Source organism: Bacillus cereus group sp. RP43 (genome assembly GCF_040459645.1).
GTDB lineage: Bacteria > Bacillota > Bacilli > Bacillales > Bacillaceae_G > Bacillus_A > Bacillus_A mycoides_C.
Window position 1 is genome coordinate 4831173 of record NZ_JARVHQ010000001.1, and the last position, 26328, is coordinate 4857500.

Consider the following 26328-nt stretch of genomic DNA (forward strand, 5'->3'; position numbering starts at 1 on the left):
CTGCACCTACTCTCCTTTTACTGCTTTAACTGTTTTTAACGCGGATTTTATATCATCATAAATAATATTTCCAACAACTACTGTATCAGCATACTGCGCCATTTCCTTCGCTTGTTCTGCATTAGAAATACCGCCGCCATAATACAACTTAGCTTGTTTTAATTCTGCTTTTACATTTTTAACAAGTTCAATGTCTCCATACGTACCGCTATATTCTAAATAAAATATCGGTAAACGTAATAACTTGTCTGCTAAACGCGCGTATGCAATCACATCATCTTCTGTTAAATCACATTTTGCATCTGTAAGCTGGGCTACTTTCGCTTCAGGGTTTAAAACACAATACCCTTCCATGAAAATTTCGTCCCAGTCCATAATATCCCCAAATTCTTTCAATGCCTCATGATGAACACCTGTTACCCATTCTACTTTTCGGCTATTCAAAACGCTTGGAATATAATAAAAATCAAATCCTGGTGTAATTGCCTCCACATCAGAAACCTCTAACACACAAGGAACTGCATATCTGCGAATGCTAACTAGCATGTGTAATACATTATCAATTGTTATGCCATCACTTCCGCCTACAATAACGGCATCCGTTCCAGATTCACAAATCATTTCTAAATGTTCGTCACTTAACTCCTTATTTGGATCAAGCTTAAATACATGTTTCCATTTGGAAATATCGTACATGAAAACACCCTTTCTTTTTTCTAATCATATCTATATCCCTGCTCAAAAAAGCAGTTAGTTTTTATTAGGATTTTTGAAATTCTTCTACTACATCTGTTCACAAAGGCGAGTCAAGTTTCGCGCTCCCTTTTATGCATTCTTTCATTATAACAAAAAAAGCTACCTACACACACGCCCAATCCAACATCTTTTTCAACGTCAAATGTTGGATTACATATCAAAAAACTTATACGGAATACTAACAAATGAAATAGCATTTCTATTTCGAAGTTCATCAAAAAGGAGTGTTTTTCTAATGAAGCAAAACATCGGGACAATTAATGCTCTAATTCGAATCACACTCGGACTCATCCTCTTCGGTTGTAGTACAGCTAAACTCGTACGTAAACCTTGGTGCACTTGGTCTAAAGTTTTGCTATGGATTGGTGCCATGAAAATTGCGGAGGGAATCGTTCGTTTCTGCCCTATTGTTGAAGCCTGTAAGTTTGGAAAATATATGAATATGAGCGCATTTAAAATGCCTAGCATGAATTTCACTGAAAAAGGACATAATAAAGAAGAAGTTAATCCAGCTTCCAGTCATGACAAGCCAAAGTCAAATGGAAGTTATGACACTTCTGACAAAGAGATTGAGTCAGCGATTGAAGAATTAATCCTGGCAAAACCGCTTTGAATCATTTGTCACGATGCAAGATGCTCTCAAAGGGACTTAGCTGCTGCAGTGGGCGGTTAAGTCTTCTTTATTTTACCATATAACAGAACATACATTCTTGTTTTTCAGCCTTAAAACGTACATAAAAGATATCAAACAATAAAATTCAGAAAATTAGGTTTAACCCCCTTGCATGTAATGATATAAAAGTGATATCATTTTTATATCAAGGAGGCGATCATATGAAAGAAAAACAAGTATTTTATGTTAATGGATTTCTCGGCGTTATTGGAATTTTAGTTTTAGCCGCTATCGGTGTATTTTGCCTTGTACAAGAAATGTTTGTAATAGCTATTTTAGCTCTCATATTAGCATCTGTTTTAGCTACAGGTATCGGTATCGTTCAACCGAATCAAGCGAAAGTTATTACGTTCTTCGGTAGTTATTTAGGAACAATTCGTCAAAATGGTTTATTTTTAACAATTCCATTCGCGTTTCGTCAAACTGTATCTTTACGTGTTGAAAACTTTAACAGTAAGAAATTAAAAGTAAACGATGTTGAGGGCAATCCAATTGAAATTGCAGCCGTTATCGTATATAAAGTTGTTGATTCCGCAAAAGCAATGTTTGGTGTTGAGCATTACGATCGATTCGTAGAAATTCAAAGTGAAACAGCAATCCGCCACGTTGCTACAAAATATCCTTATGATAATTTCCAAGATGAAACTTGCATCACGTTACGAGGAAATACTGAAGAGATCTCTGAAGAATTAAAGCGTGAGTTAGAAGCACGACTTGAAATCGCTGGCGTAGAAGTATTAGAAACTCGTTTAACACATTTAGCTTACGCAACAGAAATTGCCCATGCAATGTTGCAACGTCAACAAGCAAAAGCAGTATTAGCTGCCCGAAAAGAGATCGTTGAGGGTGCTGTGAAGATGGCGAAAGATTCAATCCATATGTTAGATGAAGAAGGCGTATTGGAACTCGATGACGAGCGTAAAGCAAATATGGTGAACAATTTATTAGTTGCCATCGTTTCAGATAAAGGTGCGCAACCAGTTATTAATACAGGAAGCTTATACTAAAGGTTGTAAGTGATTATGGCCAAAAAGAAAAGCTTTCCATTACGTATTGATCCTGAATTACACGCAGTCATCGAAAAATGGGCGAATGATGAGTTTCGTAGCGTCAATGCACACATCGAGTATTTACTTCGAGAAATGGCAAAGCAAAAAGGGAAATTAAAAAAAGATAAAGATGCATAAAAAATCCCGCTGAGAAATCAGCGGGATTTTTTATATATTAGCTTCTCGTCATCTCATGCCCAATTGCACGATATCCTATATCACTTCGGTAAAATAAACCATCACTCTCAATTTTACCGATTTCTTTATATACTTTATCTTTCGCTTCTTGTAAACTATTCGCCTTGCAAGCAACAAATAATACACGGCCACCATTTGTTACAAAATCACCGTGTTTCATTACTGTCCCCGCATGGAAAACAATCACATCTTGCAGTGCATCTAATCCGTTAATAATTTCACCTTTTTTATACACTTCTGGATATCCTTTAGAAGCAAGTACAACACCGATAACAGCATCTTCTGACCATTGTAAAGTTAGTTCACTTTCATCTAACACAGCGTTGCATACATCGACTAAATCATTTTCTAAGCGAGGTAATACAACTTCCGTTTCAGGATCACCAAAGCGAGCATTAAATTCAATTACCTTTGGACCATCATTTGTTAAAATAAGCCCTGCATATAAAATACCTGTAAACGAACGATTTTCTTGGATCATCGCTTTAGCAGTTGGGTGTAATACTGTTTCAATCGCCTCTTGAACTGCTGATTCTGGAATTTGTGGTACTGGAGAATATGCGCCCATTCCACCTGTATTAGGCCCCTTATCGCCATCAAAAGCTCGTTTATGGTCTTGAGCAATTACCATCGGATGTACAGTTGTTCCATTTACAAATGCCATTAATGAAAATTCTTGTCCATCTAAAAACTCTTCAATAACGACCTTCTTGCTTGCTTCACCGAATTTCACATCTTGTAGCATTTCTTTCACAGCTTGTAATGCATCTTCAAGCGTCATTGCTACTGTTACACCTTTACCAGCAGCTAAACCATCTGCCTTAATTACAATCGGTGCACCAACTTTTTGAATGTACTTTACTGCTTCTTCATAGTCTGTAAAGGTTTCATATGCCGCAGTTGGAATATCATACTTTTTCATAAGCTCTTTTGTAAAAGCTTTACTACCTTCAATAACAGCAGCTGCTTTATTAGGACCAAATACACGAAGTCCCTCTTCCTTAAAACGATCCACGATTCCGTTCATAAGTGGAATCTCTGGTCCAACGAAAGTTAATTCAACATTCTTCTCTTTTGCAAATAAGACTAATGCATCGAAATCATTCTCATCAATATCAACTGGTGTTGCAACATCTCGCATACCTTCATTACCTGGCGCTACATATACTTTTTCTACCTTTTCAGATTGTGCAAATTTCCAAGCTAAAGCATGCTCACGCCCACCGCGGCCGATTACTAAAACATTCATATTTCATCCCCCAATACTTAAATAAGTACAAACTAGAAGCTATGCTCCTAGTTTGTTTTCATATCAATAAAGGTTAAAAAGGAGGATCAAGAGAACCGAGCAGGTCAAGGCGCAATTGCCAGGAGGACACTGGGTGTAGCTTTCCTACATGAGTACCGCACTGGCTATGCAACAACGACATGCGACAGTTATCTTGACCGGACTTTTTTAACATCCTCTATTAGTGTTTGAAATGACGTACGCCAGTGAACACCATAGTAATCCCATACACATCTGCCATTTTAATAGAATCTTCATCACGAATCGATCCGCCTGGTTGAATGATTGCTGTAATTCCAGCTTTTGCTGCTTCTTCTACTGTATCTGGCATTGGGAAGAAAGCATCAGATGCAAGTGCGCTACCTTGTGCTTTTTCGCCAGCTTGTGTGATTGCAATCTTCGCAGAACCTACACGGTTCATTTGTCCAGCACCGACACCAATTGTCATATCATCTTTCGCTAAAACAATTGCATTTGATTTCACATGTTTTACAACTTTCCAAGCTAGTTTTAAATCTTTCCACTCTTGCTCTGATGGTTCACGTTTCGTTGGAATTGAAATTGTACTTTCATCTAATGATAACGTATCTTCCTCTTGAACAAGAAGTCCACCTTGTACAGAAGTTAGCTTTTTACTTGCGCTTGTTGCTTTTTCAATATTTACAGTTAGTAAACGTAAATTTTTCTTACTTTGCAATACTTCTAAAGCTTCTTGTGAGAAAGAAGGTGCGATAACAATTTCTAAGAAAATTTCGTGTAACTTTTCTGCTGTAGCTTTATCAATTTCACGATTCGCTGCAATAATGCCTCCGAAGATTGATACTGGATCCGCTTCATAAGCACGAATATATGCTTCGTGAATATCAGTTCCTACTCCAACACCACATGGATTCATATGTTTTACCGCTACTACTGCTGGTTCTGTAAATTCTTTTACGATGCTAAGCGCTGCGTCTGCGTCATTGATATTGTTATAAGATAATTCTTTACCATGTAATTGTTCTGCATATGCAACAGAAGAAGTTGCTGCGAATGGCGCTTTATAGAACGTTGCTTTTTGATGTGGATTTTCGCCATAGCGTAAATCTTGTTTTTTCTCAAATGTCACCGTTAATGTTTCTGGACTTTCTTCGCCCATTTGCTCTGTTAAGTAGTTAGAAATTAACGCATCATATGCCGCTGTATGACGGAATACTTTCGCTGCTAATTTACGTTTCGTTCCCTCTGTTACTTCACCGTTCTCTTTCAGTTCTGCTAATACAACATCATAATCTACTGGATCTACAATTACCGATACAAATTTATGATTTTTCGCAGCAGAGCGAATCATTGTTGGGCCACCGATATCAATATTTTCAATTGCATCAGCAAATGTTACATCAGGCTTAGCGATTGTTTCTTTAAATGGGTATAAGTTAACAACAACGAAGTCAATTGGTTGAATACCTAATTCATTCATTTGCGCTACATGCATTTCATTATCACGAACTGCTAATAGGCCACCATGAATATTTGGATGTAATGTTTTTACACGGCCATCCATAATTTCTGGGAAACCAGTTACTTCAGAAATACCAATTACTTGTAAGCCGTTTTCTTCTAATAATTTTTTCGTACCACCTGTTGAAATAACTTCAATCCCTTGTTCAAGTAAACCTTTAACAAATTCTACTACTCCTGTTTTATCTGAAACACTTACTAATGCACGCTTTTTCATTTATCCTTCACCCCTGGTTGTATGTTAGTTAACAGTTGGTTTTTTCACAGACTGAACAATTTGATTCACTGTATTTACGTATAATTTATGTTCAACTTGTTGAATTTTCTTTTGTAAGCTTTCTCTCGTATCCCCTTCAGAAACAACTACTGCTTCTTGCGCAATAATTGGACCTGTATCCATACCTGCATCTACATAATGAATTGTTACTCCAGTTACTTTCACACCTGCTTCTAACGCTTGACCGACAGCATCTTTACCCGGAAAACTCGGTAATAGTGATGGATGAATATTAATAATCTTCCCACCGTACGCTCCTAGTAAAGTCGGCCCAATTAAACGCATATATCCAGCTAAAATAACATAATCAATTTCATACTCTTCTAGCTTCTTTAATATTTCTTTTTCAAATGCTTCTTTTGACTCATATGCTTTCGCTGAAAAGGCGAAACACGGAATATGATGATAATGTGCCCGTCCAACAGCACGTGCTTCTGGTTTATCACATACTAATAAACTAATTTCTGCATCCAATCTTTTTTCTTCTACCGCATTAACGAGAGATTGAAAGTTAGATCCACTTCCAGAAGCAAAAACTGCTAATCTACTCATAGTGCTGTGCCCCCATTGAAAGTAACACCAGCACCTTGTACAGTACGTCCAATAATACGCGCTGTTTCTCCTTGCTCTTCAAGAAGACGAACAACATCTTTTGCATCTTCTTCCTTCACCGCTACTACCATACCAATACCCATGTTAAAAATATTGAACATTTCTTTCTCTTCTAGTTTCCCAACTTCTTGAAGTAAACTGAAGATCGGCTGAATTTCCCAAGCTCCTAGCTCAATTTCAGCACCAACTCCTTCTGGCAACATACGTGGAATGTTTTCAATGAATCCGCCACCTGTAATATGTGCCATACCGTATACTTCATGTTTCTTCAATAGTTCTAAAATAGGTTTGACATAAATTTTCGTTGGTTTTAATAATTCCTCACCAAGAGGTAGCTCTAAGCGTCCATAAATGCGATTTAAAGATAGTTCTCCATCTTCTAGTAACACTTTTCGTACTAAAGAGTAACCATTACTATGAATACCGCTAGATGCTAGGCCAATTAATACGTGACCGGCTTCAATTTTTTCACCTGTTACAATTTTCTTTTTATCAACAATTCCAACTGTAAAACCAGCTAAATCGTATTCTTCCGTAGAATACATCCCTGGCATTTCAGCTGTTTCTCCACCAATTAATGCACAACCAGCTTGGCGACAGCCCTCTGATATACCTTTGACGATGTTTTCAATTTTACTAGGTTCAGCTTTACCACAAGCAATATAATCAAGGAAGAAAAGCGGCTCTGCTCCTTGGACAACAATATCATTTACACACATTGCTACTGCATCAATACCAATTGTGTCATGTTTATCTGCCATAAAAGCGAGCATCAATTTCGTTCCCACGCCATCTGTTCCAGATACTAATACAGGTTCTTCTAATGCAAATTTTGATAGATCAAACATACCTCCAAAACCGCCTAAACCGCCTAGCACTTCTTTTCTCATTGTTGTTTGTACGTGTTTTTTCATGCGAGATACCGCTTCATATCCAGCTTCAATATCTACTCCTGCTTGCTTATATGCATTCGCCATCGTTTTTTACACCTCGTCTTTTAATTTCTCCCCATCCAGGGCGGCCGTTTTAAGAAAGAAGCTAGCTTCTACATCAAAAGAAGTAGAAGCTTTTTTCTTCTTATTTCATACTTTCTAAAAGCTCTTGCTCATAATCATAAAGAGCTGTTGGATAGTCTCCATTGAAGTAAGCCATACATAGACCGCCGTATTTCCCTTCATATGGACGTCCAATTGCATCTACTAATCCATCTTCACTTAAAAATGTTAGTGAATCTGCTCCGATGATTTGACGGATTTCTTCTATTGAATTATTTGCTGCGATTAATTCTTTTCTCGTTTGAATATCAATGCCATAGAAGCATGGATACTTAAGAGGTGGTGAAGCAATTCTTACATGGACTTCTGTCGCTCCAGCCTCGCGAAGCATACGAACAATTCGTTTACTTGTCGTTCCTCTTACGATAGAATCGTCAATCATAACAACTCGTTTTCCTTCAACTACGCCTCTTACTGCTGAAAGCTTCATCTTAACCCCTTGCTCACGCAGCTCTTGAGAAGGTTGAATAAACGTACGTCCAACGTAACGATTTTTAATTAATCCTAACTCATACGGAATTCCTGTCGCCTCCGCATAACCAATTGCTGCTGAAATACTAGAGTCTGGTACACCAGTAACAACATCAGCTTCAATAGGAGCTTCCGCCGCTAAACGTTTCCCCATGTTTTTACGTGCTGCATGAACATTAATACCAGCGATATTGGAATCTGGGCGTGCAAAGTAAATGTATTCCATACTGCAAATCGCATGGTCTACTTCATTTGTAAAACGATCTACGTGAATTCCTTCATCATTGATAATAAGCAATTCACCAGGTTCTACATCACGAATGTATGTTGCACCAACTACATCGAAAGCACATGTTTCTGATGCTACAACGTAAGCATCCCCCATCTTTCCAATTGAAAGAGGACGGAATCCATTTGGATCTAACGCAACGATCATTTCATTTCCGGTTAGTAAAAGGTATGCAAACGCACCTTTCACTTTATTTAGAGCCTCTTTTACACTATCAATTAAAGAATCTTTTGTACTACGTTTAATGAGATGTAAAAGTACTTCTGTATCTGAACTTGTTTGAAAAATACTTCCCTCTGCCTCTAATTCACGGCGAAGCATCTTTGCGTTAATTAAATTTCCGTTATGAGCTAACGCCATGCTATGATCGGAAAAACGGAATAATAATGGTTGAACGTTAGCAACTTCACTTCCACCAGCTGTTGCATATCGTACGTGTCCAATTGCTGATTTTCCGTTTAATCCCTCTAGCTCACCTCTTGAAAACACTTCTGATATTAAACCTAACCCCTTGTGACCGACGATTTTTTCCCCATTATTTACAACAATGCCTGCGCCTTCTTGCCCACGGTGCTGCAAACTGTGCAATCCGTAGTACGAAACTTGTGCTGCATTTTCATGCCCCCAAATTCCAAAAACGCCACATTCTTCATTTAACCCCTTTATTTCAGCAAGCATGGGATTGCCCCTTTCCAAGCCTTTCTCATCTCATCTACATTCGCTGTAAGTAATACTTCATTTTCTTCATTATGAATTGTTACTTCATTTGTATTTGTCACTTCTCCAACTTGAATTGCTTCAACCACTTTCTCAAATGCTTCTTTATTTTCACGTTTTACAGTTATAACGAAGCGAGATTGTGATTCTGCAAATAATACTGCTGTTGCTTCCCCATCTAATTTCACAGTAGCACCTAAACCGTTAGCACCAATTGCACTTTCAGTAATTGCAACTGCTAAACCACCTTCAGCAACATCATGTGCAGATTGAACAAGACCAGCTTGAATTGCTTCTAATACTTGTTTTTGGCGTTTTAACTCTACATCTAGATCGATACTTGGTGATTGGCCGAAAATTTTGCCGTGGACCATTTTCTGTAATTCACTTCCGCCAAACTCAGCTTTCGTCTCCCCAATTACATAAACTAAATCGCCAGCTTGTTTAAATTCTTGTGTTGTTACGTGTTTTAAATCGTGTACCAGTCCAACCATCCCAACAGTTGGTGTTGGATATACAGCTTCACCACTACGCTCGTTATACATTGATACATTCCCGCCGATAACTGGCGTTTGTAACTTGCGGCAAGCTTCACTCATACCGTCTACTGATTTCTCAATTTGCCAGAAGATTTCTGGTTTTTCTGGGTTACCGAAGTTTAAGCAATCTGTAATTGCAAGTGGCTCCCCGCCAGAACATACGATATTACGTGCTGCCTCTGCTACTGCAATTTTACCGCCCACTTCTGGATCTAAATAAATGTAGCGAGAGTTACAATCTGTCGTCATTGCTAATCCTTTTTCTGTACCGCGTACACGTATAACCGCTGCATCTGAACCTGGTGTAACGATTGTGCTAGTGCGCACTTGATAATCATATTGATCATATACCCACTCTTTACTTGCAATCGTTGGTTGTTGTAATAGAGCTAATAACGTTTCTTTATAATCTTCTACTTTTGGTGTTTCCATTTTCATCTGCTGGAACTCAGCAAAGTATGCTGCTTCTTTTGACGGTTTATGATAAATTGGTGCTTCTTCTGCAAGAGCATCCGCCGGTACTTCAGCTACCATTTCATCTTTATGGAATAAGCGAAGCATTTTATCTTCAGTTACTTTCCCCATCGTAACTGCTGCAAGACCATACTTCTCAAATAAATCTACTATTTCTTGCTCTCTACCTTTTTTCACAACGATTAACATACGCTCTTGTGATTCAGATAACATCATTTCATATGGAGTCATGCCAGTTTCACGCTGTGGTACATCATCTAAGTACATTTCAATACCCATACCTGCTTTACTTGCCATTTCTGCAGAAGATGAAGTTAAACCAGCAGCTCCCATATCTTGAATTCCAACAAGTGCATCAGACTGAATAAGTTCTAAGCAAGCTTCAATAAGAAGTTTCTCCATAAATGGATCTCCTACTTGAACTGCCGGACGTTTCGCTTCTGAGCTTTCAGATAGCTCTTCAGATGCGAATGTTGCACCGTGAATACCATCACGACCAGTAGATGCTCCTACGTACATTACTGTATTACCAGCACCGTGCGCTTGCCCTTTTTTAATATCTTCATGGTTAATTAAACCTACGCACATTGCATTTACAAGTGGATTTCCTTCATAACATGGATCAAATTGTACTTCGCCGCCAACAGTAGGAATACCGATGCAGTTACCGTATCCTGCAATTCCTGCTACCACTTCTTCGAATAAATATTTCACACGTGGTGATTGTAATTCACCGAAGCGAAGTGAGTTTAATAGAGCTACCGGACGTGCTCCCATAGAGAATACATCACGAATAATACCGCCAACGCCTGTTGCTGCTCCTTGATATGGTTCAATTGCAGAAGGGTGGTTATGGCTTTCCATTTTAAATACAACCGCTTGATTATCACCGATGTCTACAATTCCAGCACCTTCTCCAGGTCCTTGCAGAACGCGCTCACCCGTCGTTGGGAATTTACGAAGTACTGGCTTCGAATTTTTATAACTACAATGTTCAGACCACATAACAGAGAATAATCCTGTTTCTGTATAATTCGGCAGACGGCCTAAAATCTTTTCAACCATGGCAAACTCTTCGTCTGTTAGCCCCATTTCCGCATATATGCGCTCTTCTTTAATTTGTGTTGGATTTGGTTCAAGCATTAACGACATATGTTTCCCTCCACTGTTTTAAGATAGATTGAAAGACTTTTAACCCTTCAGCACCACCAAGCAATTCATCTACAGCACGCTCTGGGTGTGGCATCATACCAAGTACATTTCCTTTTTCATTTACAATACCAGCAATGTCTGAAACGCTACCGTTCGGATTTTCTACATAACGGAATGCAATTTGATTATTCTCTTCTAATTGTTTAAGAGCTGCTTCATCACAATAGTAATTCCCCTCACCATGTGCAATTGGAATATTGATTACTTCATCTTTTTCATATTGTGATGTAAACATAGTTTCATTATTTTCAACACGTAACTGAACCGTACGGCACATAAACTTTAAGTTTTCGTTTCTCATTAATGCTCCTGGTAGTAATCCTGATTCAACAAGAATCTGGAATCCATTACACACTCCTAAAATTGGCTTTCCTTGCTCAGCAGCTTTTTGCACTGCTTTCATTGCGTTAGCAAAGCGAGAAATAGCACCACAACGTAAATAGTCACCGTAAGAGAATCCACCTGGTAGTAAAATTGCATCATATTCATCTAAATTCTCTCTATCGTGCCAAACGTAATCTACTTCTTCACCAAGCTCATCTTTAATTGCATGGAACATATCGACATCACAGTTCGAACCTGGGAATACTATGACTGCAAATTTCACTGTGCGACAACCTCCTCAACTTCATAACGGAAGTCTTCCATTACAACGTTTGTTAATAGTTTTTCACACATTTCTTTTACCTTTGTGTCAAGGTCAGATACTGATTTATCAATTGTTAATTCCATATATTTTCCGATTCGAACATCTTGTACTTCTGTGAACGAAAGACTATGAAGTGCCCCTTTTACTGCTGTTCCTTGTGGATCTAATACGCTTTCTCTTAACGTTACATATACCTTAACTTTATACATGTGAAATTCCCCCTAAACGTTTTAAAATCTCTTCATAAGCTTCTGTTAAATTTCCAAGGTCACGACGGAATACGTCTTTATCAAATTTTTCATTGCTCGTTTCATCCCATAAACGGCAAGTATCTGGTGAAATTTCATCCGCTAAAATGATTTCTCCTTCATCTGTTACACCAAACTCTAATTTAAAATCTACTAATCTTACACGACAGCTTGCGAAATGATCAATCAACACTTGATTGATTTGTAGAGCCATATCTCGTAATACGCTTACTTGCTCTGGTGATGCAACGTTTAATACACGAATATGATCTTCCGTTACAAGCGGATCTCCTAAATCATCATCTTTGAAGTAAAATTCTACGATTGGTTCTGCAAGTACAGTTCCCTCTTCCATTCCTAATCGTTTTGAAAGACTTCCTGCAATTACATTTCTTGTGACAACTTCTAGAGGAATAATACTCACTTTTTTAACAAGTTGCTCTGTTTCAGATAACTTCTCTACAAAATGTGTTTTTATTCCTACTTCTTGTAACTTTCTGAACAATAAAGTTGTAATCTCATTGTTCAAACGACCTTTTCCTGTAATCGTCTCTTTTTTCTCCCCATTGAAAGCAGTCGCACTATCTTTGTACTCTACCCAAACCATATCTGCTGATTCTGTACGATAAATTCTTTTTGCCTTACCTTCATACAGCAATTCTAGCTTTTGCATTTCGCAAGCCCCCTGTAGTTTGAAAAATGTGAATAATGTTTTTATAAAGAATGGCACAGAATGACTCTATTCTGTGCCATATGAAATTTTACGCTTCGTTTAACCCAAGGCGTTCAAAGATTGTATCAACGTGTTGCATATGATGCTCATAGTTGAAGCATTCATTAATTTCTTCTTGTGATAACTTGCTCGTAATACGCTCATCAGCTTCTACAAGCTCTTTAAATTGTACTTGTGTTTCCCAAGCTTCCATCGCTTTAGGCTGTACGATATCATAAGCTTCTTCACGTACCATACCTTTGTCGATTAATGTAAGCATTACGCGCTGAGAATAAATTAAGCCGTATGTTCTTTTCATATTGCGTTTCATATTCTCTGGGTATACAGTTAAGTTTTTAACGATATTACCAAAGCGATTTAACATGTAATTTAACGCGATTGTAGCATCTGGTAAAATTACGCGTTCTGCTGAAGAGTGAGAAATATCGCGCTCATGCCATAATGGAACATTCTCGTAAGCTGTCATCATATAACCACGGATAACACGAGCTAAACCAGTCATATTTTCAGATCCAATTGGATTACGTTTATGTGGCATTGCAGAAGAACCTTTTTGGCCTTTTGCAAAAGCCTCTTCAACTTCACGTGTTTCACTCTTTTGTAAACCACGAATCTCGACTGCCATCTTTTCAATAGATGTTGCGATTAGTGCAAGTGTTGACATGTAATGAGCATGGCGATCACGTTGCAATGTTTGTGTAGAAATTGGTGCTGCTTCTAATCCTAAGTTTTCACAAACAAATTTTTCTACGAATGGATCAATATTCGCGTATGTACCAACCGCACCAGATAATTTACCAACGCGAACTGTATCAGCAGCTTGTTTGAAACGCTCTACGTTACGTTTCATTTCTTCATACCAAAGACCAAGTTTTAAACCAAATGTTGTTGGTTCTGCATGAACACCGTGTGTTCTTCCCATCATGATCGTGTATTTATGCTCTTTCGCTTTGTTAGCTAAAATGCTTACAAAGTTTTCTAAGTCTTTTAATATGATTTCATTCGCTTGTTTTAAGATGTAAGATAACGCTGTATCTACTACGTCTGTAGATGTTAAACCGTAATGAACCCATTTACGTTCCTCACCTAATGCTGGTGTTTCTGATACAGCACGAGTGAATGCAACTACGTCATGACGTGTCTCTTTTTCAATTTCATAAATACGATCAATATCAAATGATGCATGCTCACGAATTTTTTTAACATCTTCTTTTGGAATGTCGCCAAGCTCAGCCCATGCTTCACAAGCTAGAATCTCAACTTCTAACCATGCCTTAAATTTGTTTTCTTCCGTCCAAATTGCACCCATTTCAGGGCGTGTATAACGATTAATCATCTTTTTCCCTCCAACAGTTGTTCTTGATGGTCCCAAATATGCAAACTCTTCGCTTTTTCTAGAGCGACTTCAATATTATCATTTAAAATATTAACATGCCCCATTTTCCGCTGCGCTTTTGCTTCTTCTTTTCCATACAAGTGTAAATAGCACCCGGTTAGTCTATTCACTTGTCCTAGGACCCCTTCTATATGTTCGCCTAAAATGTTTACCATGACAACTGGTTTTAACAAATTTGTTTCTCCAAGAGGTAAATTACAGATTGCTCGAATATGTTGACCAAATTGACTCGTTTCACATGCATCCTGTGTATAGTGTCCTGAATTGTGAGGTCTTGGTGCTAATTCATTAATGTAAATCTCACCGTCAGCTGTAGCAAACATCTCTACCGCTAGTGTTCCCACAAGTTCTAGTTCATCCGCGAGCACTTTTGCATAAGCAATTGCTTTTTGAGAAAGTTCCTCTGTAATGCGAGCTGGAACGATAGATTCATGCAAAATGTTATTTACATGAATATTTTCCGCTACGGGAAATACTTTCGTTTCACCACTTACACTACGAATTACAATAACTGATACTTCTTTTTCAAAAGGCACCCATTTTTCTAGAATGCACTCTGCTTCATCCGCAAGCTCTCGTGCCTTCTCAACATCAGCTTCACTTCTTAAAACAACTTGCCCTTTCCCATCATATCCACCTGTCGTCGTTTTTAAGACGGAAGGAAATGATAATTCAGCAATCGCTTCAGTAAGCTGATTTTGATTTTGAACTAATCTATACATTGCTACTGGTAACCCAGCTTTCTCAATTGCATTCTTTTCTGTAAAACGATTTTGCGTTTTATTTAACAACTGACTACCTTGTGGTAAGTAAGCATGTTTTTCAAGCCATTGTAAACATCTATAATCAATATTCTCAAATTCATATGTGACAACGTCGCTTATCTCTGCTAAATGCTGAATTGCTTTTAGATCGTCATATGGTGCAACAACTTCAACATCAGCAACTTGTGCACATGGTGAATGCTTTGTAGGATCTAAAACAGCAATTTTATAACCCATTTCCTTAGCTGCCAACGCCATCATTCTTCCAAGCTGGCCGCCTCCAATAATGCCGATTGTTTTTCCAGGTAAAATGATTCTCGTCATACTAGCTCACTACCTTCACGCACAGTTTTCTCAATAGCTTCTCGTCTCAACTCTAATGCATCATGTATATCATCATGAAATGATCCAAGTATTTGTGCAGCAAGTAGTCCAGCATTCGTTGAACCAGCCTTACCAATTGCAACAGTTGCAACTGGAACCCCTCCTGGCATTTGGACAATGGATAATAACGAATCTAGGCCGTTTAATGCCTTTGATTGAACTGGGACACCGATTACAGGAAGATTTGTCTTCGCTGCAACCATTCCTGGTAAATGCGCTGCTCCACCGGCTCCAGCAATAATAACTTTTAATCCACGTTCACGAGCTGTCTCTGCATATTCAAACATATAATCCGGAGTCCGATGAGCGGATACAACTTTTTTCTCATACGGTATATTTAATTCATCTAAAATGTCACAAGCATATTTCATTGTTTCCCAGTCTGACGTGCTTCCCATTATGACTCCAACTAATGATTTCATATTAGAATCCCCCCGATTCAAATAAAAAAAGCCTGAAATAGAACAGTTTCTCTTTTACTATGAGAGAAAGCGCTCTACTCAGGCATACGTATCCCTTGTGAATAGAAAAATACCGAGTGACTTTCCCTCATAGTCTAACGAATAACGGTCGTTAGGTAGAGACTTGCAGGCCATATCCCCGCGATTATATGAGGTCTTATATATTATTGTTTCTATGGCTATATTAACAATATTTCATAAACAATGTCAATAAATAATCGAATGTTTTTTTATTAGTCATCGATAACGTTCGTGTTTTAGTTATATTCAAAAGAAGAATTGCAACTATATGCAAGCAGAAAAGGGAATTAGAATATATATTTCTAGAGATCTATTTTACGTATAACTATTTATATAATACTTCAGTATGTTTTAATCAATATATATACTCTCTTGTGTTCTATACATCAATAGAACTTATATTATAACGATTTAATTTCTAAGGAGGAATAACCGTGAAAAAAAATAACTGTGCTATTATCCTATTTATTTTTCTTTATCGCAGTAATTGCTGTAATTATTGAATGCTTATTTATATAATCCCATTTTTCTACTCTCATTATTATGATGGAAATAATCTTTCCCATTCTTAGGGATTATTTTAGGAGCATTCGGAAAATCAGGAGCACAAAAAATCATTGTTATTATTTTAAACAGCCTCTATTTCATTCTTTTTTCTTCTTTAGCGTTATTAAATTTATCGATTTTAACCTTCGGTAAATAAAAATAAACACAAAAAAACCTAAGTCGAAACGACTTAGGTTTTTGCTTGGCGACGTCCTACTCTCACAGGGACAAGGTCCCAACTACCATCGGCGCTAGAGAGCTTAACTTCCGTGTTCGGTATGGGAACGGGTGTGACCTCTCTGCCATCATCACCAAACTGATGAAGGTATATTCCTTCAAAACTAGATAACATTGCTTCATATTATATGGTTAAGTCCTCGATCTATTAGTATTCGTCAGCTCCACATGTCACCATGCTTCCACCTCGAACCTATCAACCTGATCATCTTTCAGGGATCTTACTAGCTTACGCTATGGGAAATCTCATCTTGAGGGGGGCTTCATGCTTAGATGCTTTCAGCACTTATCCCTTCCGCACATAGCTACCCAGCTATGCCCTTGGCAGAACAACTGGTACACCAGCGGTGCGTCCATCCCGGTCCTCTCGTACTAAGGACAGCTCCTCTCAAATTTCCTACGCCCACGACGGATAGGGACCGAACTGTCTCACGACGTTCTGAACCCAGCTCGCGTACCGCTTTAATGGGCGAACAGCCCAACCCTTGGGACCGACTACAGCCCCAGGATGCGATGAGCCGACATCGAGGTGCCAAACCTCCCCGTCGATGTGGACTCTTGGGGGAGATAAGCCTGTTATCCCCGGGGTAGCTTTTATCCGTTGAGCGATGGCCCTTCCATGCGGAACCACCGGATCACTAAGCCCGACTTTCGTCCCTGCTCGACTTGTAGGTCTCGCAGTCAAGCTCCCTTATGCCTTTGCACTCTACGAATGATTTCCAACCATTCTGAGGGAACCTTTGGGCGCCTCCGTTACACTTTAGGAGGCGACCGCCCCAGTCAAACTGCCCACCTGACACTGTCTCCCGGGTCGATAAGACCCGTAGGTTAGAATTTCAATACAGTCAGGGCGGTATCCCACCAGCGCCTCCACCGAAGCTAGCGCTCCGGTTTCAATGGCTCCCGCCTATCCTGTACAAACTGTACCAAAATTCAATATCAGGCTACAGTAAAGCTCCACGGGGTCTTTCCGTCCTGTCGCGGGTAACCTGCATCTTCACAGGTACTATAATTTCACCGAGTCTCTGGTTGAGACAGTGCCCAAATCGTTACACCTTTCGTGCGGGTCGGAACTTACCCGACAAGGAATTTCGCTACCTTAGGACCGTTATAGTTACGGCCGCCGTTTACTGGGGCTTCAGTTCAGAGCTTCGCTTACGCTAACCCCTCTCCTTAACCTTCCAGCACCGGGCAGGTGTCAGCCCCTATACTTCGCCTTACGGCTTCGCAGAGACCTGTGTTTTTGCTAAACAGTCGCTTGGGCCTATTCACTGCGGCTTTCCGTTAAGAAAGCACCCCTTCTCCCGAAGTTACGGGGTCATTTTGCCGAGTTCCTTAACCAGAGTTCTCTCGCACACCTTAGGATTCTCTCCTCGCCTACCTGTGTCGGTTTGCGGTACAGGCACCTTTTATCTCGCTAGAAGCTTTTCTTGGCAGCGGGGAATCAAAGACTTCGCTCCATAAGGAGCTTCCCCATCACAGCTCAGCCTTCACGATAAGCGGATTTGCCTACTTATCAGCCTAACTGCTTGGACGTGCACAACCAATCGCACGCTTCTTCTATCCTTCTGCGTCCCTCCATTGCTCAAACGATAAAGAGGTGGTACAGGAATATCAACCTGTTGTCCATCGCCTACGCCTGTCGGCCTCGGCTTAGGTCCTGACTAACCCTGAGCGGACGAGCCTTCCTCAGGAAACCTTAGGCATTCGGTGGACGGGATTCTCACCCGTCTTTCGCTACTCATACCGGCATTCTCACTTCTAAGCGCTCCACCAGTCCTTCCGGTCTGACTTCACTGCACTTAGAACGCTCCCCTACCACTGATACCATTGGTATCAATTCGCAGCTTCGGTGGTGTATTTAGCCCCGGTACATTTTCGGCGCAGAGTCACTCGACTAGTGAGCTATTACGCACTCTTTAAATGGTGGCTGCTTCTGAGCCAACATCCTAGTTGTCTAAGCAACTCCACATCCTTTTCCACTTAATACACACTTTGGGACCTTAGCTGGCGATCTGGGCTGTTTCCCTCTTGACTACGGATCTTATCACTCGCAGTCTGACTCCTAAGGATAAGTCATTGGCATTCGGAGTTTGACTGAATTCGGTAATCCGATGAGGACCCCTAGTTCAATCAGTGCTCTACCTCCAAGACTCTTACACTTAAGGCTAGCCCTAAAGCTATTTCGGGGAGAACCAGCTATCTCCAGGTTCGATTGGAATTTCTCCGCTACCCACACCTCATCCCCGCACTTTTCAACGTGCGTGGGTTCGGGCCTCCATTCAGTGTTACCTGAACTTCACCCTGGACATGGGTAGATCACCTGGTTTCGGGTCTACGACCACGTACTAAACGCCCTATTCAGACTCGCTTTCGCTGCGGCTCCGCCTCTTCAGCTTAACCTCGCACGGGATCGTAACTCGCCGGTTCATTCTACAAAAGGCACGCCATCACCCATTAACGGGCTCTGACTATTTGTAGGCACACGGTTTCAGGATCTCTTTCACTCCCCTTCCGGGGTGCTTTTCACCTTTCCCTCACGGTACTGGTTCACTATCGATCACTAGGGAGTATTTAGCCTTGGGAGATGGTCCTCCCAGATTCCGACGGAATTTCACGTGTTCCGCCGTACTCAGGATACATTCAAGAGAGAACGAAGTTTCGACTACGGGGTTGTTACCCTCTGTGACGGACCTTTCCAGGTCGCTTCGTCTACCTCGTTCCTTTGTAACTCCGTATAGAATGTCCTACAACCCCAAGAGGCAAGCCTCTTGGTTTGGGCTAGATTCCGTTTCGCTCGCCGCTACTCAGGAAATCGCATTTGCTTTCTCTTCCTCCAGGTACTTAGATGTTTCAGTTCCCTGGGTCTGTCTTCCATACCCTATGTATTCAGGTAAGGATACCATACCATTACGTATAGTGGGTTTCCCCATTCGGAAATCTTCGGATCAAAGCTTACTTACAGCTCCCCGAAGCATATCGGCGTTAGTCCCGTCCTTCATCGACTCCTAGTGTCAAGGCATCCACCGTGCGCCCTTTCTAACTTAACCAAACTAAAATTAAAAAAATATGAGCTACACTGTTATCTAGTTTTCAAAGAACATACATTTAAACTTGAGAGATAGTTCTCTCAAAACTGAACGAAACGAAACAAGTCAACGTTTATTGATGAACTGCGTTCATCAATTCTCCATAGAAAGGAGGTGATCCAGCCGCACCTTCCGATACGGCTACCTTGTTACGACTTCACCCCAATCATCTGTCCCACCTTAGGCGGCTGGCTCCATAAAGGTTACCCCACCGACTTCGGGTGTTACAAACTCTCGTGGTGTGACGGGCGGTGTGTACAAGGCCCGGGAACGTATTCACCGCGGCATGCTGATCCGCGATTACTAGCGATTCCAGCTTCATGTAGGCGAGTTGCAGCCTACAATCCGAACTGAGAACGGTTTTATGAGATTAGCTCCACCTCGCGGTCTTGCAGCTCTTTGTACCGTCCATTGTAGCACGTGTGTAGCCCAGGTCATAAGGGGCATGATGATTTGACGTCATCCCCACCTTCCTCCGGTTTGTCACCGGCAGTCACCTTAGAGTGCCCAACTTAATGATGGCAACTAAGATCAAGGGTTGCGCTCGTTGCGGGACTTAACCCAACATCTCACGACACGAGCTGACGACAACCATGCACCACCTGTCACTCTGCTCCCGAAGGAGAAGTCCTATCTCTAGGATTTTCAGAGGATGTCAAGACCTGGTAAGGTTCTTCGCGTTGCTTCGAATTAAACCACATGCTCCACCGCTTGTGCGGGCCCCCGTCAATTCCTTTGAGTTTCAGCCTTGCGGCCGTACTCCCCAGGCGGAGTGCTTAATGCGTTAACTTCAGCACTAAAGGGCGGAAACCCTCTAACACTTAGCACTCATCGTTTACGGCGTGGACTACCAGGGTATCTAATCCTGTTTGCTCCCCACGCTTTCGCGCCTCAGTGTCAGTTACAGACCAGAAAGTCGCCTTCGCCACTGGTGTTCCTCCATATCTCTACGCATTTCACCGCTACACATGGAATTCCACTTTCCTCTTCTGCACTCAAGTCTCCCAGTTTCCAATGACCCTCCACGGTTGAGCCGTGGGCTTTCACATCAGACTTAAGAAACCACCTGCGCGCGCTTTACGCCCAATAATTCCGGATAACGCTTGCCACCTACGTATTACCGCGGCTGCTGGCACGTAGTTAGCCGTGGCTTTCTGGTTAGGTACCGTCAAGGTGCCAGCTTATTCAACTAGCACTTGTTCTTCCCTAACAACAGAGTTTTACGACCCGAAAGCCTTCATCACTCACGCGGCGTTGCTCCGTCAGACTTTCGTCCATTGCGGAAGATTCCCTACTGCTGCCTCCCGTAGGAGTCTGGGCCGTGTCTCAGTCCCAGTGTGGCCGATCACCCTCTCAGGTCGGCTACGCATCGTTGCCTTGGTGAGCCGTTACCTCACCAACTAGCTAATGCGACGCGGGTCCATCCATAAGTGACAGCCGAAGCCGCCTTTCAATTTCGAACCATGCAGTTCAAAATATTATCCGGTATTAGCCCCGGTTTCCCGGAGTTATCCCAGTCTTATGGGCAGGTTACCCACGTGTTACTCACCCGTCCGCCGCTAACTTCATAAGAGCAAGCTCTTAATCCATTCGCTCGACTTGCATGTATTAGGCACGCCGCCAGCGTTCATCCTGAGCCAGGATCAAACTCTCCAATAAAGTTAGTTTGTCTAGCATCTAAAAATAAAAATTGACGTTCACGTTGTTTGTTTCGTTCAGTTTTCAAAGAACTTGTTTGCCGCTCATTTGCGACTCCCTTATGTTAACATTTCCAATTTGTAATGTCAACTAAGTTTTTCATTTTGTTTTGTCGCTTTCTGCGTTGTTGCTATCGGCGACTTGTTCTATATTACACCTCTATAGGCTAATCGTCAACACCTTTTATTCAATTAATAATAAAATAATTCCTAAAGGTATTTTCTATATTAATTTCAGTTATTCAATTTCTCTATTTCAATGAAAATAATAAAAAAGGACATCCCATTACATACAAGACGTCCTTTTGATTACACATTATATACATGCACTCTTTAAACTTTTGAACTCTCCCCTCTCTATTTAAACTATCGTTCTACTCATTCCTTGAGGCGGGAGTTTTCTGTCGAGAAATGATAAATAAATCGATTAATTTACTTTTATCTGCCCATACCACTCCAAATAAGACTAAACCGCCGCCTATTACTATTCTCCACGTTAAAGATTCATTTAATAGAACAATTGACGCAACAATACTTATTAGCGGTAATGCATTTAAATATAATCCACTTACTGATGCTGAAACTCTCTCTAGTGCTTTATTCCAAAACCAATATGCCAAAATTGTCGCTCCAATAACAAGATACATTACACTAAGTCCAGCCTTCCAGGTTTCAATCTTTGGGAAACCGTAATAAAAAGTTTCTACCATTGCAAATGGTAATAAAATAACGGATCCAATAATTAAAGTTAATGTTGTAAAAACCTTGTTTGATAGGTACTGTTCCTGTTTCGGCTGTTTTAACAATACTGTATAGAAAGCAAATAAGAAGGTACTTAATAAAATTAGGATATCTCCTATTAAAGACACCTCTTGATCAGCATCATTAGATGAAATTGTAATAAGAAGTACCCCTATAGCCCCCAATATAATACCTATCCAATAATTCGACTGAATTTTCTCTTTCAAAAAGAACGCTGAAAAAAGAATTGTAACTAATGGCAATGCGGCATCAATGATACTAACATGTAATCCACTTGTTAAAGAAATCCCGTAGGATGTAAACATAAAGTACCCAGCTACACCAGTAAAAGATAACAAACTCATTCTTTTCCATGGAATATGTTTATGTACGATCGCTTTTTGAAGTTGACCATATGAAAAAAGCATACAAATTCCACCTGCAAAGAAAAGACGAATAAATAACAAAGTAAATGGTTGAATGGATTCTAATGCCCATTTCGTTGGCGCAATTGCTGCCCCCCATAATATAACAGCCACTAATAACATGCATATTTCTTTCATAATCCCCCACACCCATCAAAAAATATATGTTAACTACCTTAATTATAGATTTTTTCTTAGGTAAAATCCTTTAAAACCACAAAAAGGTTATGTGAAAAATAGCCATCCAGCTCTTTTTCACATAACCTTTTCATATTAAATCAAAAACATTATTGTTCATTTGACAACTAAATTAACATAAAAAGGTAATCCTTACCTTCAATTTATATTTAAACGTATTACTTTATAGCCTTCTTATCACTTTATCATCCAAATTTTATTTTATACCGTTTCTATTTCATTCTTTTTTCTTCTTTAGCGTTATTAAATTTATCGATTTTAACCTTCGGTAAATAAAAATAAACACAAAAAAACCTAAGTCGAAACGACTTAGGTTTTTGCTTGGCGACGTCCTACTCTCACAGGGACAAGGTCCCAACTACCATCGGCGCTAGAGAGCTTAACTTCCGTGTTCGGTATGGGAACGGGTGTGACCTCTCTGCCATCATCACCAAACTGATGAAGGTATATTCCTTCAAAACTAGATAACATTGCTTCATATTATATGGTTAAGTCCTCGATCTATTAGTATTCGTCAGCTCCACATGTCACCATGCTTCCACCTCGAACCTATCAACCTGATCATCTTTCAGGGATCTTACTAGCTTACGCTATGGGAAATCTCATCTTGAGGGGGGCTTCATGCTTAGATGCTTTCAGCACTTATCCCTTCCGCACATAGCTACCCAGCTATGCCCTTGGCAGAACAACTGGTACACCAGCGGTGCGTCCATCCCGGTCCTCTCGTACTAAGGACAGCTCCTCTCAAATTTCCTACGCCCACGACGGATAGGGACCGAACTGTCTCACGACGTTCTGAACCCAGCTCGCGTACCGCTTTAATGGGCGAACAGCCCAACCCTTGGGACCGACTACAGCCCCAGGATGCGATGAGCCGACATCGAGGTGCCAAACCTCCCCGTCGATGTGGACTCTTGGGGGAGATAAGCCTGTTATCCCCGGGGTAGCTTTTATCCGTTGAGCGATGGCCCTTCCATGCGGAACCACCGGATCACTAAGCCCGACTTTCGTCCCTGCTCGACTTGTAGGTCTCGCAGTCAAGCTCCCTTATGCCTTTGCACTCTACGAATGATTTCCAACCATTCTGAGGGAACCTTTGGGCGCCTCCGTTACACTTTAGGAGGCGACCGCCCCAGTCAAACTGCCCACCTGACACTGTCTCCCGGGTCGATAAGACCCGTAGGTTAGAATTTCAATACAGTCAGGGCGGTATCCCACCAGCGCCTCCACCGAAGCTAGCGCTCCGGTTTCAATGGCTCCCGCCTATCCTGTACAAACTGTACCAAAATTCAATATCAGGCTACAGTAAAGCTCCACGGGGTCTTTCCGTCCTGTCGCGGGTAACCTGCATCTTCACAGGTACTATAATTTCACCGAGTCTCTGGTTGAGACAGTGCCCAAATCGTTACACCTTTCGTGCGGGTCGGAACTTACCCGACAAGGAATTTCGCTACCTTAGGACCGTTATAGTTACGGCCGCCGTTTACTGGGGCTTCAGTTCAGAGCTTCGCTTACGCTAACCCCTCTCCTTAACCTTCCAGCACCGGGCAGGTGTCAGCCCCTATACTTCGCCTTACGGCTTCGCAGAGACCTGTGTTTTTGCTAAACAGTCGCTTGGGCCTATTCACTGCGGCTTTCCGTTAAGAAAGCACCCCTTCTCCCGAAGTTACGGGGTCATTTTGCCGAGTTCCTTAACCAGAGTTCTCTCGCACACCTTAGGATTCTCTCCTCGCCTACCTGTGTCGGTTTGCGGTACAGGCACCTTTTATCTCGCTAGAAGCTTTTCTTGGCAGCGGGGAATCAAAGACTTCGCTCCATAAGGAGCTTCCCCATCACAGCTCAGCCTTCACGATAAGCGGATTTGCCTACTTATCAGCCTAACTGCTTGGACGTGCACAACCAATCGCACGCTTCTTCTATCCTTCTGCGTCCCTCCATTGCTCAAACGATAAAGAGGTGGTACAGGAATATCAACCTGTTGTCCATCGCCTACGCCTGTCGGCCTCGGCTTAGGTCCTGACTAACCCTGAGCGGACGAGCCTTCCTCAGGAAACCTTAGGCATTCGGTGGACGGGATTCTCACCCGTCTTTCGCTACTCATACCGGCATTCTCACTTCTAAGCGCTCCACCAGTCCTTCCGGTCTGACTTCACTGCACTTAGAACGCTCCCCTACCACTGATACCATTGGTATCAATTCGCAGCTTCGGTGGTGTATTTAGCCCCGGTACATTTTCGGCGCAGAGTCACTCGACTAGTGAGCTATTACGCACTCTTTAAATGGTGGCTGCTTCTGAGCCAACATCCTAGTTGTCTAAGCAACTCCACATCCTTTTCCACTTAATACACACTTTGGGACCTTAGCTGGCGATCTGGGCTGTTTCCCTCTTGACTACGGATCTTATCACTCGCAGTCTGACTCCTAAGGATAAGTCATTGGCATTCGGAGTTTGACTGAATTCGGTAATCCGATGAGGACCCCTAGTTCAATCAGTGCTCTACCTCCAAGACTCTTACACTTAAGGCTAGCCCTAAAGCTATTTCGGGGAGAACCAGCTATCTCCAGGTTCGATTGGAATTTCTCCGCTACCCACACCTCATCCCCGCACTTTTCAACGTGCGTGGGTTCGGGCCTCCATTCAGTGTTACCTGAACTTCACCCTGGACATGGGTAGATCACCTGGTTTCGGGTCTACGACCACGTACTAAACGCCCTATTCAGACTCGCTTTCGCTGCGGCTCCGCCTCTTCAGCTTAACCTCGCACGGGATCGTAACTCGCCGGTTCATTCTACAAAAGGCACGCCATCACCCATTAACGGGCTCTGACTATTTGTAGGCACACGGTTTCAGGATCTCTTTCACTCCCCTTCCGGGGTGCTTTTCACCTTTCCCTCACGGTACTGGTTCACTATCGATCACTAGGGAGTATTTAGCCTTGGGAGATGGTCCTCCCAGATTCCGACGGAATTTCACGTGTTCCGCCGTACTCAGGATACATTCAAGAGAGAACGAAGTTTCGACTACGGGGTTGTTACCCTCTGTGACGGACCTTTCCAGGTCGCTTCGTCTACCTCGTTCCTTTGTAACTCCGTATAGAATGTCCTACAACCCCAAGAGGCAAGCCTCTTGGTTTGGGCTAGATTCCGTTTCGCTCGCCGCTACTCAGGAAATCGCATTTGCTTTCTCTTCCTCCAGGTACTTAGATGTTTCAGTTCCCTGGGTCTGTCTTCCATACCCTATGTATTCAGGTAAGGATACCATACCATTACGTATAGTGGGTTTCCCCATTCGGAAATCTTCGGATCAAAGCTTACTTACAGCTCCCCGAAGCATATCGGCGTTAGTCCCGTCCTTCATCGACTCCTAGTGTCAAGGCATCCACCGTGCGCCCTTTCTAACTTAACCAAACTAAAATTAAAAAAATATGAGCTACACTGTTATCTAGTTTTCAAAGAACATACATTTAAACTTGAGAGATAGTTCTCTCAAAACTGAACGAAACGAAACAAGTCAACGTTTATTGATGAACTGCGTTCATCAATTCTCCATAGAAAGGAGGTGATCCAGCCGCACCTTCCGATACGGCTACCTTGTTACGACTTCACCCCAATCATCTGTCCCACCTTAG

17 protein-coding genes, 6 rRNA genes, 1 pseudogene and 1 riboswitch (1 of these 25 cut by a window edge) are annotated in these 26328 nt (G+C 41.4%); of the genes and pseudogenes, 4 read left to right on the forward strand and 20 right to left on the reverse strand.

Annotated features, from left to right (window positions below; all coding sequences use genetic code 11):
- Positions 1-6 precede the first annotated feature (6 nt).
- On the reverse strand, positions 7-696 hold the full coding sequence (gene pcrB / locus QCI75_RS25035) for a heptaprenylglyceryl phosphate synthase (RefSeq protein WP_353761380.1): 690 nt from the start codon (positions 694-696) through the stop codon (positions 7-9).
- A 295-nt stretch (positions 697-991) separates the two neighbouring features.
- On the opposite strand from pcrB, the gene QCI75_RS25040 reads away from it, so the two are divergent.
- The 3 genes from QCI75_RS25040 (at position 992) to QCI75_RS25050 (ending at position 2616) form a co-directional block, all read left to right on the forward strand.
- The gene (locus QCI75_RS25040) at positions 992-1369 is read left to right on the forward strand and encodes a YgaP family membrane protein (RefSeq protein WP_144504610.1); all 378 of its coding nucleotides are present in this window, start codon (positions 992-994) and stop codon (positions 1367-1369) included.
- 221 nt (positions 1370-1590) lie between these two features.
- Entirely contained in the window at positions 1591-2436 is an 846-nt protein-coding gene (locus QCI75_RS25045) for an SPFH domain-containing protein (RefSeq protein WP_002063557.1), read from the forward strand.
- Between the two features lie 15 nt (positions 2437-2451).
- Entirely contained in the window at positions 2452-2616 is a 165-nt protein-coding gene (locus QCI75_RS25050) for a type II toxin-antitoxin system antitoxin (RefSeq protein ID WP_001085171.1), read from the forward strand.
- Positions 2617-2653: 37 nt separating this feature from the next.
- Here the strand turns inward: QCI75_RS25050 and purD are convergent, their stop codons facing one another.
- The 12 genes from purD to purE form a co-directional block, all read right to left on the reverse strand.
- On the reverse strand, positions 2654-3925 hold the full coding sequence (gene purD / locus QCI75_RS25055; protein ID WP_144504612.1) for a phosphoribosylamine--glycine ligase: 1272 nt from the start codon (positions 3923-3925) through the stop codon (positions 2654-2656).
- A gap of 220 nt (positions 3926-4145) precedes the next feature.
- Complete coding sequence (purH, locus tag QCI75_RS25060) at positions 4146-5681, reverse strand: bifunctional phosphoribosylaminoimidazolecarboxamide formyltransferase/IMP cyclohydrolase (protein ID WP_144504614.1); 1536 nt, start codon at positions 5679-5681, stop codon at positions 4146-4148.
- Between the two features lie 24 nt (positions 5682-5705).
- The gene (purN, locus tag QCI75_RS25065) at positions 5706-6293 is read right to left on the reverse strand and encodes a phosphoribosylglycinamide formyltransferase (protein ID WP_144504616.1); all 588 of its coding nucleotides are present in this window, start codon (positions 6291-6293) and stop codon (positions 5706-5708) included.
- On the reverse strand, positions 6290-7330 hold the full coding sequence (gene purM, locus QCI75_RS25070; RefSeq protein ID WP_144504618.1) for a phosphoribosylformylglycinamidine cyclo-ligase: 1041 nt from the start codon (positions 7328-7330) through the stop codon (positions 6290-6292). Before purM ends, purN begins: the two co-directional genes overlap by 4 nt.
- 100 nt (positions 7331-7430) lie before the next feature.
- Positions 7431-8846, reverse strand: coding sequence for an amidophosphoribosyltransferase (gene purF / locus QCI75_RS25075; RefSeq protein WP_088057349.1), 1416 nt, complete (start codon positions 8844-8846; stop codon positions 7431-7433).
- Positions 8831-11050, reverse strand: coding sequence for a phosphoribosylformylglycinamidine synthase II (purL, locus tag QCI75_RS25080; RefSeq protein ID WP_144504620.1), 2220 nt, complete (start codon positions 11048-11050; stop codon positions 8831-8833). Before purL ends, purF begins: the two co-directional genes overlap by 16 nt.
- Positions 11034-11717, reverse strand: a complete 684-nt coding sequence (purQ, locus tag QCI75_RS25085) for a phosphoribosylformylglycinamidine synthase subunit PurQ (protein WP_353761384.1) — start codon at positions 11715-11717, stop codon at positions 11034-11036. Before purQ ends, purL begins: the two co-directional genes overlap by 17 nt.
- Positions 11714-11968, reverse strand: coding sequence for a phosphoribosylformylglycinamidine synthase subunit PurS (gene purS / locus QCI75_RS25090; RefSeq protein WP_144504622.1), 255 nt, complete (start codon positions 11966-11968; stop codon positions 11714-11716). Before purS ends, purQ begins: the two co-directional genes overlap by 4 nt.
- Positions 11961-12680 carry a phosphoribosylaminoimidazolesuccinocarboxamide synthase gene (gene purC, locus QCI75_RS25095; protein ID WP_001170543.1) on the reverse strand — a complete coding sequence of 240 codons (720 nt, stop codon included), beginning with the start codon at positions 12678-12680 and terminating at the stop codon, positions 11961-11963. The genes purS and purC overlap by 8 nt, the downstream gene beginning before the upstream one ends.
- Before the next feature lie 88 nt (positions 12681-12768).
- Positions 12769-14076, reverse strand: a complete 1308-nt coding sequence (gene purB, locus QCI75_RS25100) for an adenylosuccinate lyase (RefSeq protein ID WP_144504624.1) — start codon at positions 14074-14076, stop codon at positions 12769-12771.
- Positions 14073-15224 carry a 5-(carboxyamino)imidazole ribonucleotide synthase gene (purK, locus tag QCI75_RS25105; protein WP_002091363.1) on the reverse strand — a complete coding sequence of 384 codons (1152 nt, stop codon included), beginning with the start codon at positions 15222-15224 and terminating at the stop codon, positions 14073-14075. The genes purB and purK overlap by 4 nt, the downstream gene beginning before the upstream one ends.
- The gene (gene purE, locus QCI75_RS25110) at positions 15221-15706 is read right to left on the reverse strand and encodes a 5-(carboxyamino)imidazole ribonucleotide mutase (RefSeq protein WP_002010008.1); all 486 of its coding nucleotides are present in this window, start codon (positions 15704-15706) and stop codon (positions 15221-15223) included. The genes purK and purE overlap by 4 nt, the downstream gene beginning before the upstream one ends.
- A 110-nt stretch (positions 15707-15816) precedes the next feature.
- Positions 15817-15918, reverse strand: a riboswitch (purine riboswitch).
- Between the two features lie 298 nt (positions 15919-16216).
- Here purE and QCI75_RS25115 point away from each other — a divergent pair.
- Positions 16217-16469 (forward strand): annotated as a pseudogene (locus QCI75_RS25115) (hypothetical protein).
- Between the two features lie 43 nt (positions 16470-16512).
- Here QCI75_RS25115 and rrf (QCI75_RS25120) read toward each other — a convergent pair.
- The 7 genes from rrf (QCI75_RS25120) to QCI75_RS25150 all read right to left on the reverse strand — a co-directional run.
- Positions 16513-16628 (reverse strand): 5S ribosomal RNA (gene rrf, locus QCI75_RS25120).
- Between the two features lie 49 nt (positions 16629-16677).
- Positions 16678-19599: ribosomal RNA gene (locus QCI75_RS25125) — 23S ribosomal RNA — on the reverse strand.
- A gap of 146 nt (positions 19600-19745) precedes the next feature.
- Positions 19746-21297, reverse strand: a 16S ribosomal RNA gene (locus QCI75_RS25130).
- A gap of 412 nt (positions 21298-21709) precedes the next feature.
- Positions 21710-22639, reverse strand: a complete 930-nt coding sequence (locus tag QCI75_RS25135) for a DMT family transporter (protein WP_144509120.1) — start codon at positions 22637-22639, stop codon at positions 21710-21712.
- Positions 22640-23018: 379 nt separating this feature from the next.
- Positions 23019-23134: ribosomal RNA gene (gene rrf, locus QCI75_RS25140) — 5S ribosomal RNA — on the reverse strand.
- Positions 23135-23183: 49 nt separating this feature from the next.
- Positions 23184-26105: ribosomal RNA gene (locus QCI75_RS25145) — 23S ribosomal RNA — on the reverse strand.
- A 146-nt stretch (positions 26106-26251) separates the two neighbouring features.
- Positions 26252-26328 (reverse strand): 16S ribosomal RNA (locus QCI75_RS25150) (it continues 1475 nt past the right edge of the window).
- Together the 16S, 23S and 5S rRNA genes form the textbook arrangement of a ribosomal RNA operon.

What these genes read in the sequence shown, in the direction of transcription:
- pcrB (WP_353761380.1), bottom strand. Translation starts at nt 696, where the DNA reads ATGTACGATATTTCCAAATGGAAACATGTATTTAAGCTTGATCCAAAT.
- QCI75_RS25040 (WP_144504610.1), top strand. Translation starts at nt 992, where the DNA reads ATGAAGCAAAACATCGGGACAATTAATGCTCTAATTCGAATCACACTC.
- QCI75_RS25045 (WP_002063557.1), top strand. Translation starts at nt 1,591, where the DNA reads ATGAAAGAAAAACAAGTATTTTATGTTAATGGATTTCTCGGCGTTATT.
- QCI75_RS25050 (WP_001085171.1), top strand. Translation starts at nt 2,452, where the DNA reads ATGGCCAAAAAGAAAAGCTTTCCATTACGTATTGATCCTGAATTACAC.
- purD (WP_144504612.1), bottom strand. Translation starts at nt 3,925, where the DNA reads ATGAATGTTTTAGTAATCGGCCGCGGTGGGCGTGAGCATGCTTTAGCT.
- purH (WP_144504614.1), bottom strand. Translation starts at nt 5,681, where the DNA reads ATGAAAAAGCGTGCATTAGTAAGTGTTTCAGATAAAACAGGAGTAGTA.
- purN (WP_144504616.1), bottom strand. Translation starts at nt 6,293, where the DNA reads ATGAGTAGATTAGCAGTTTTTGCTTCTGGAAGTGGATCTAACTTTCAA.
- purM (WP_144504618.1), bottom strand. Translation starts at nt 7,330, where the DNA reads ATGGCGAATGCATATAAGCAAGCAGGAGTAGATATTGAAGCTGGATAT.
- purF (WP_088057349.1), bottom strand. Translation starts at nt 8,846, where the DNA reads ATGCTTGCTGAAATAAAGGGGTTAAATGAAGAATGTGGCGTTTTTGGA.
- purL (WP_144504620.1), bottom strand. Translation starts at nt 11,050, where the DNA reads ATGTCGTTAATGCTTGAACCAAATCCAACACAAATTAAAGAAGAGCGC.
- purS (WP_144504622.1), bottom strand. Translation starts at nt 11,968, where the DNA reads ATGTATAAAGTTAAGGTATATGTAACGTTAAGAGAAAGCGTATTAGAT.
- purC (WP_001170543.1), bottom strand. Translation starts at nt 12,680, where the DNA reads ATGCAAAAGCTAGAATTGCTGTATGAAGGTAAGGCAAAAAGAATTTAT.
- purB (WP_144504624.1), bottom strand. Translation starts at nt 14,076, where the DNA reads ATGATTAATCGTTATACACGCCCTGAAATGGGTGCAATTTGGACGGAA.
- purK (WP_002091363.1), bottom strand. Translation starts at nt 15,224, where the DNA reads ATGACGAGAATCATTTTACCTGGAAAAACAATCGGCATTATTGGAGGC.
- purE (WP_002010008.1), bottom strand. Translation starts at nt 15,706, where the DNA reads ATGAAATCATTAGTTGGAGTCATAATGGGAAGCACGTCAGACTGGGAA.
- QCI75_RS25135 (WP_144509120.1), bottom strand. Translation starts at nt 22,639, where the DNA reads ATGAAAGAAATATGCATGTTATTAGTGGCTGTTATATTATGGGGGGCA.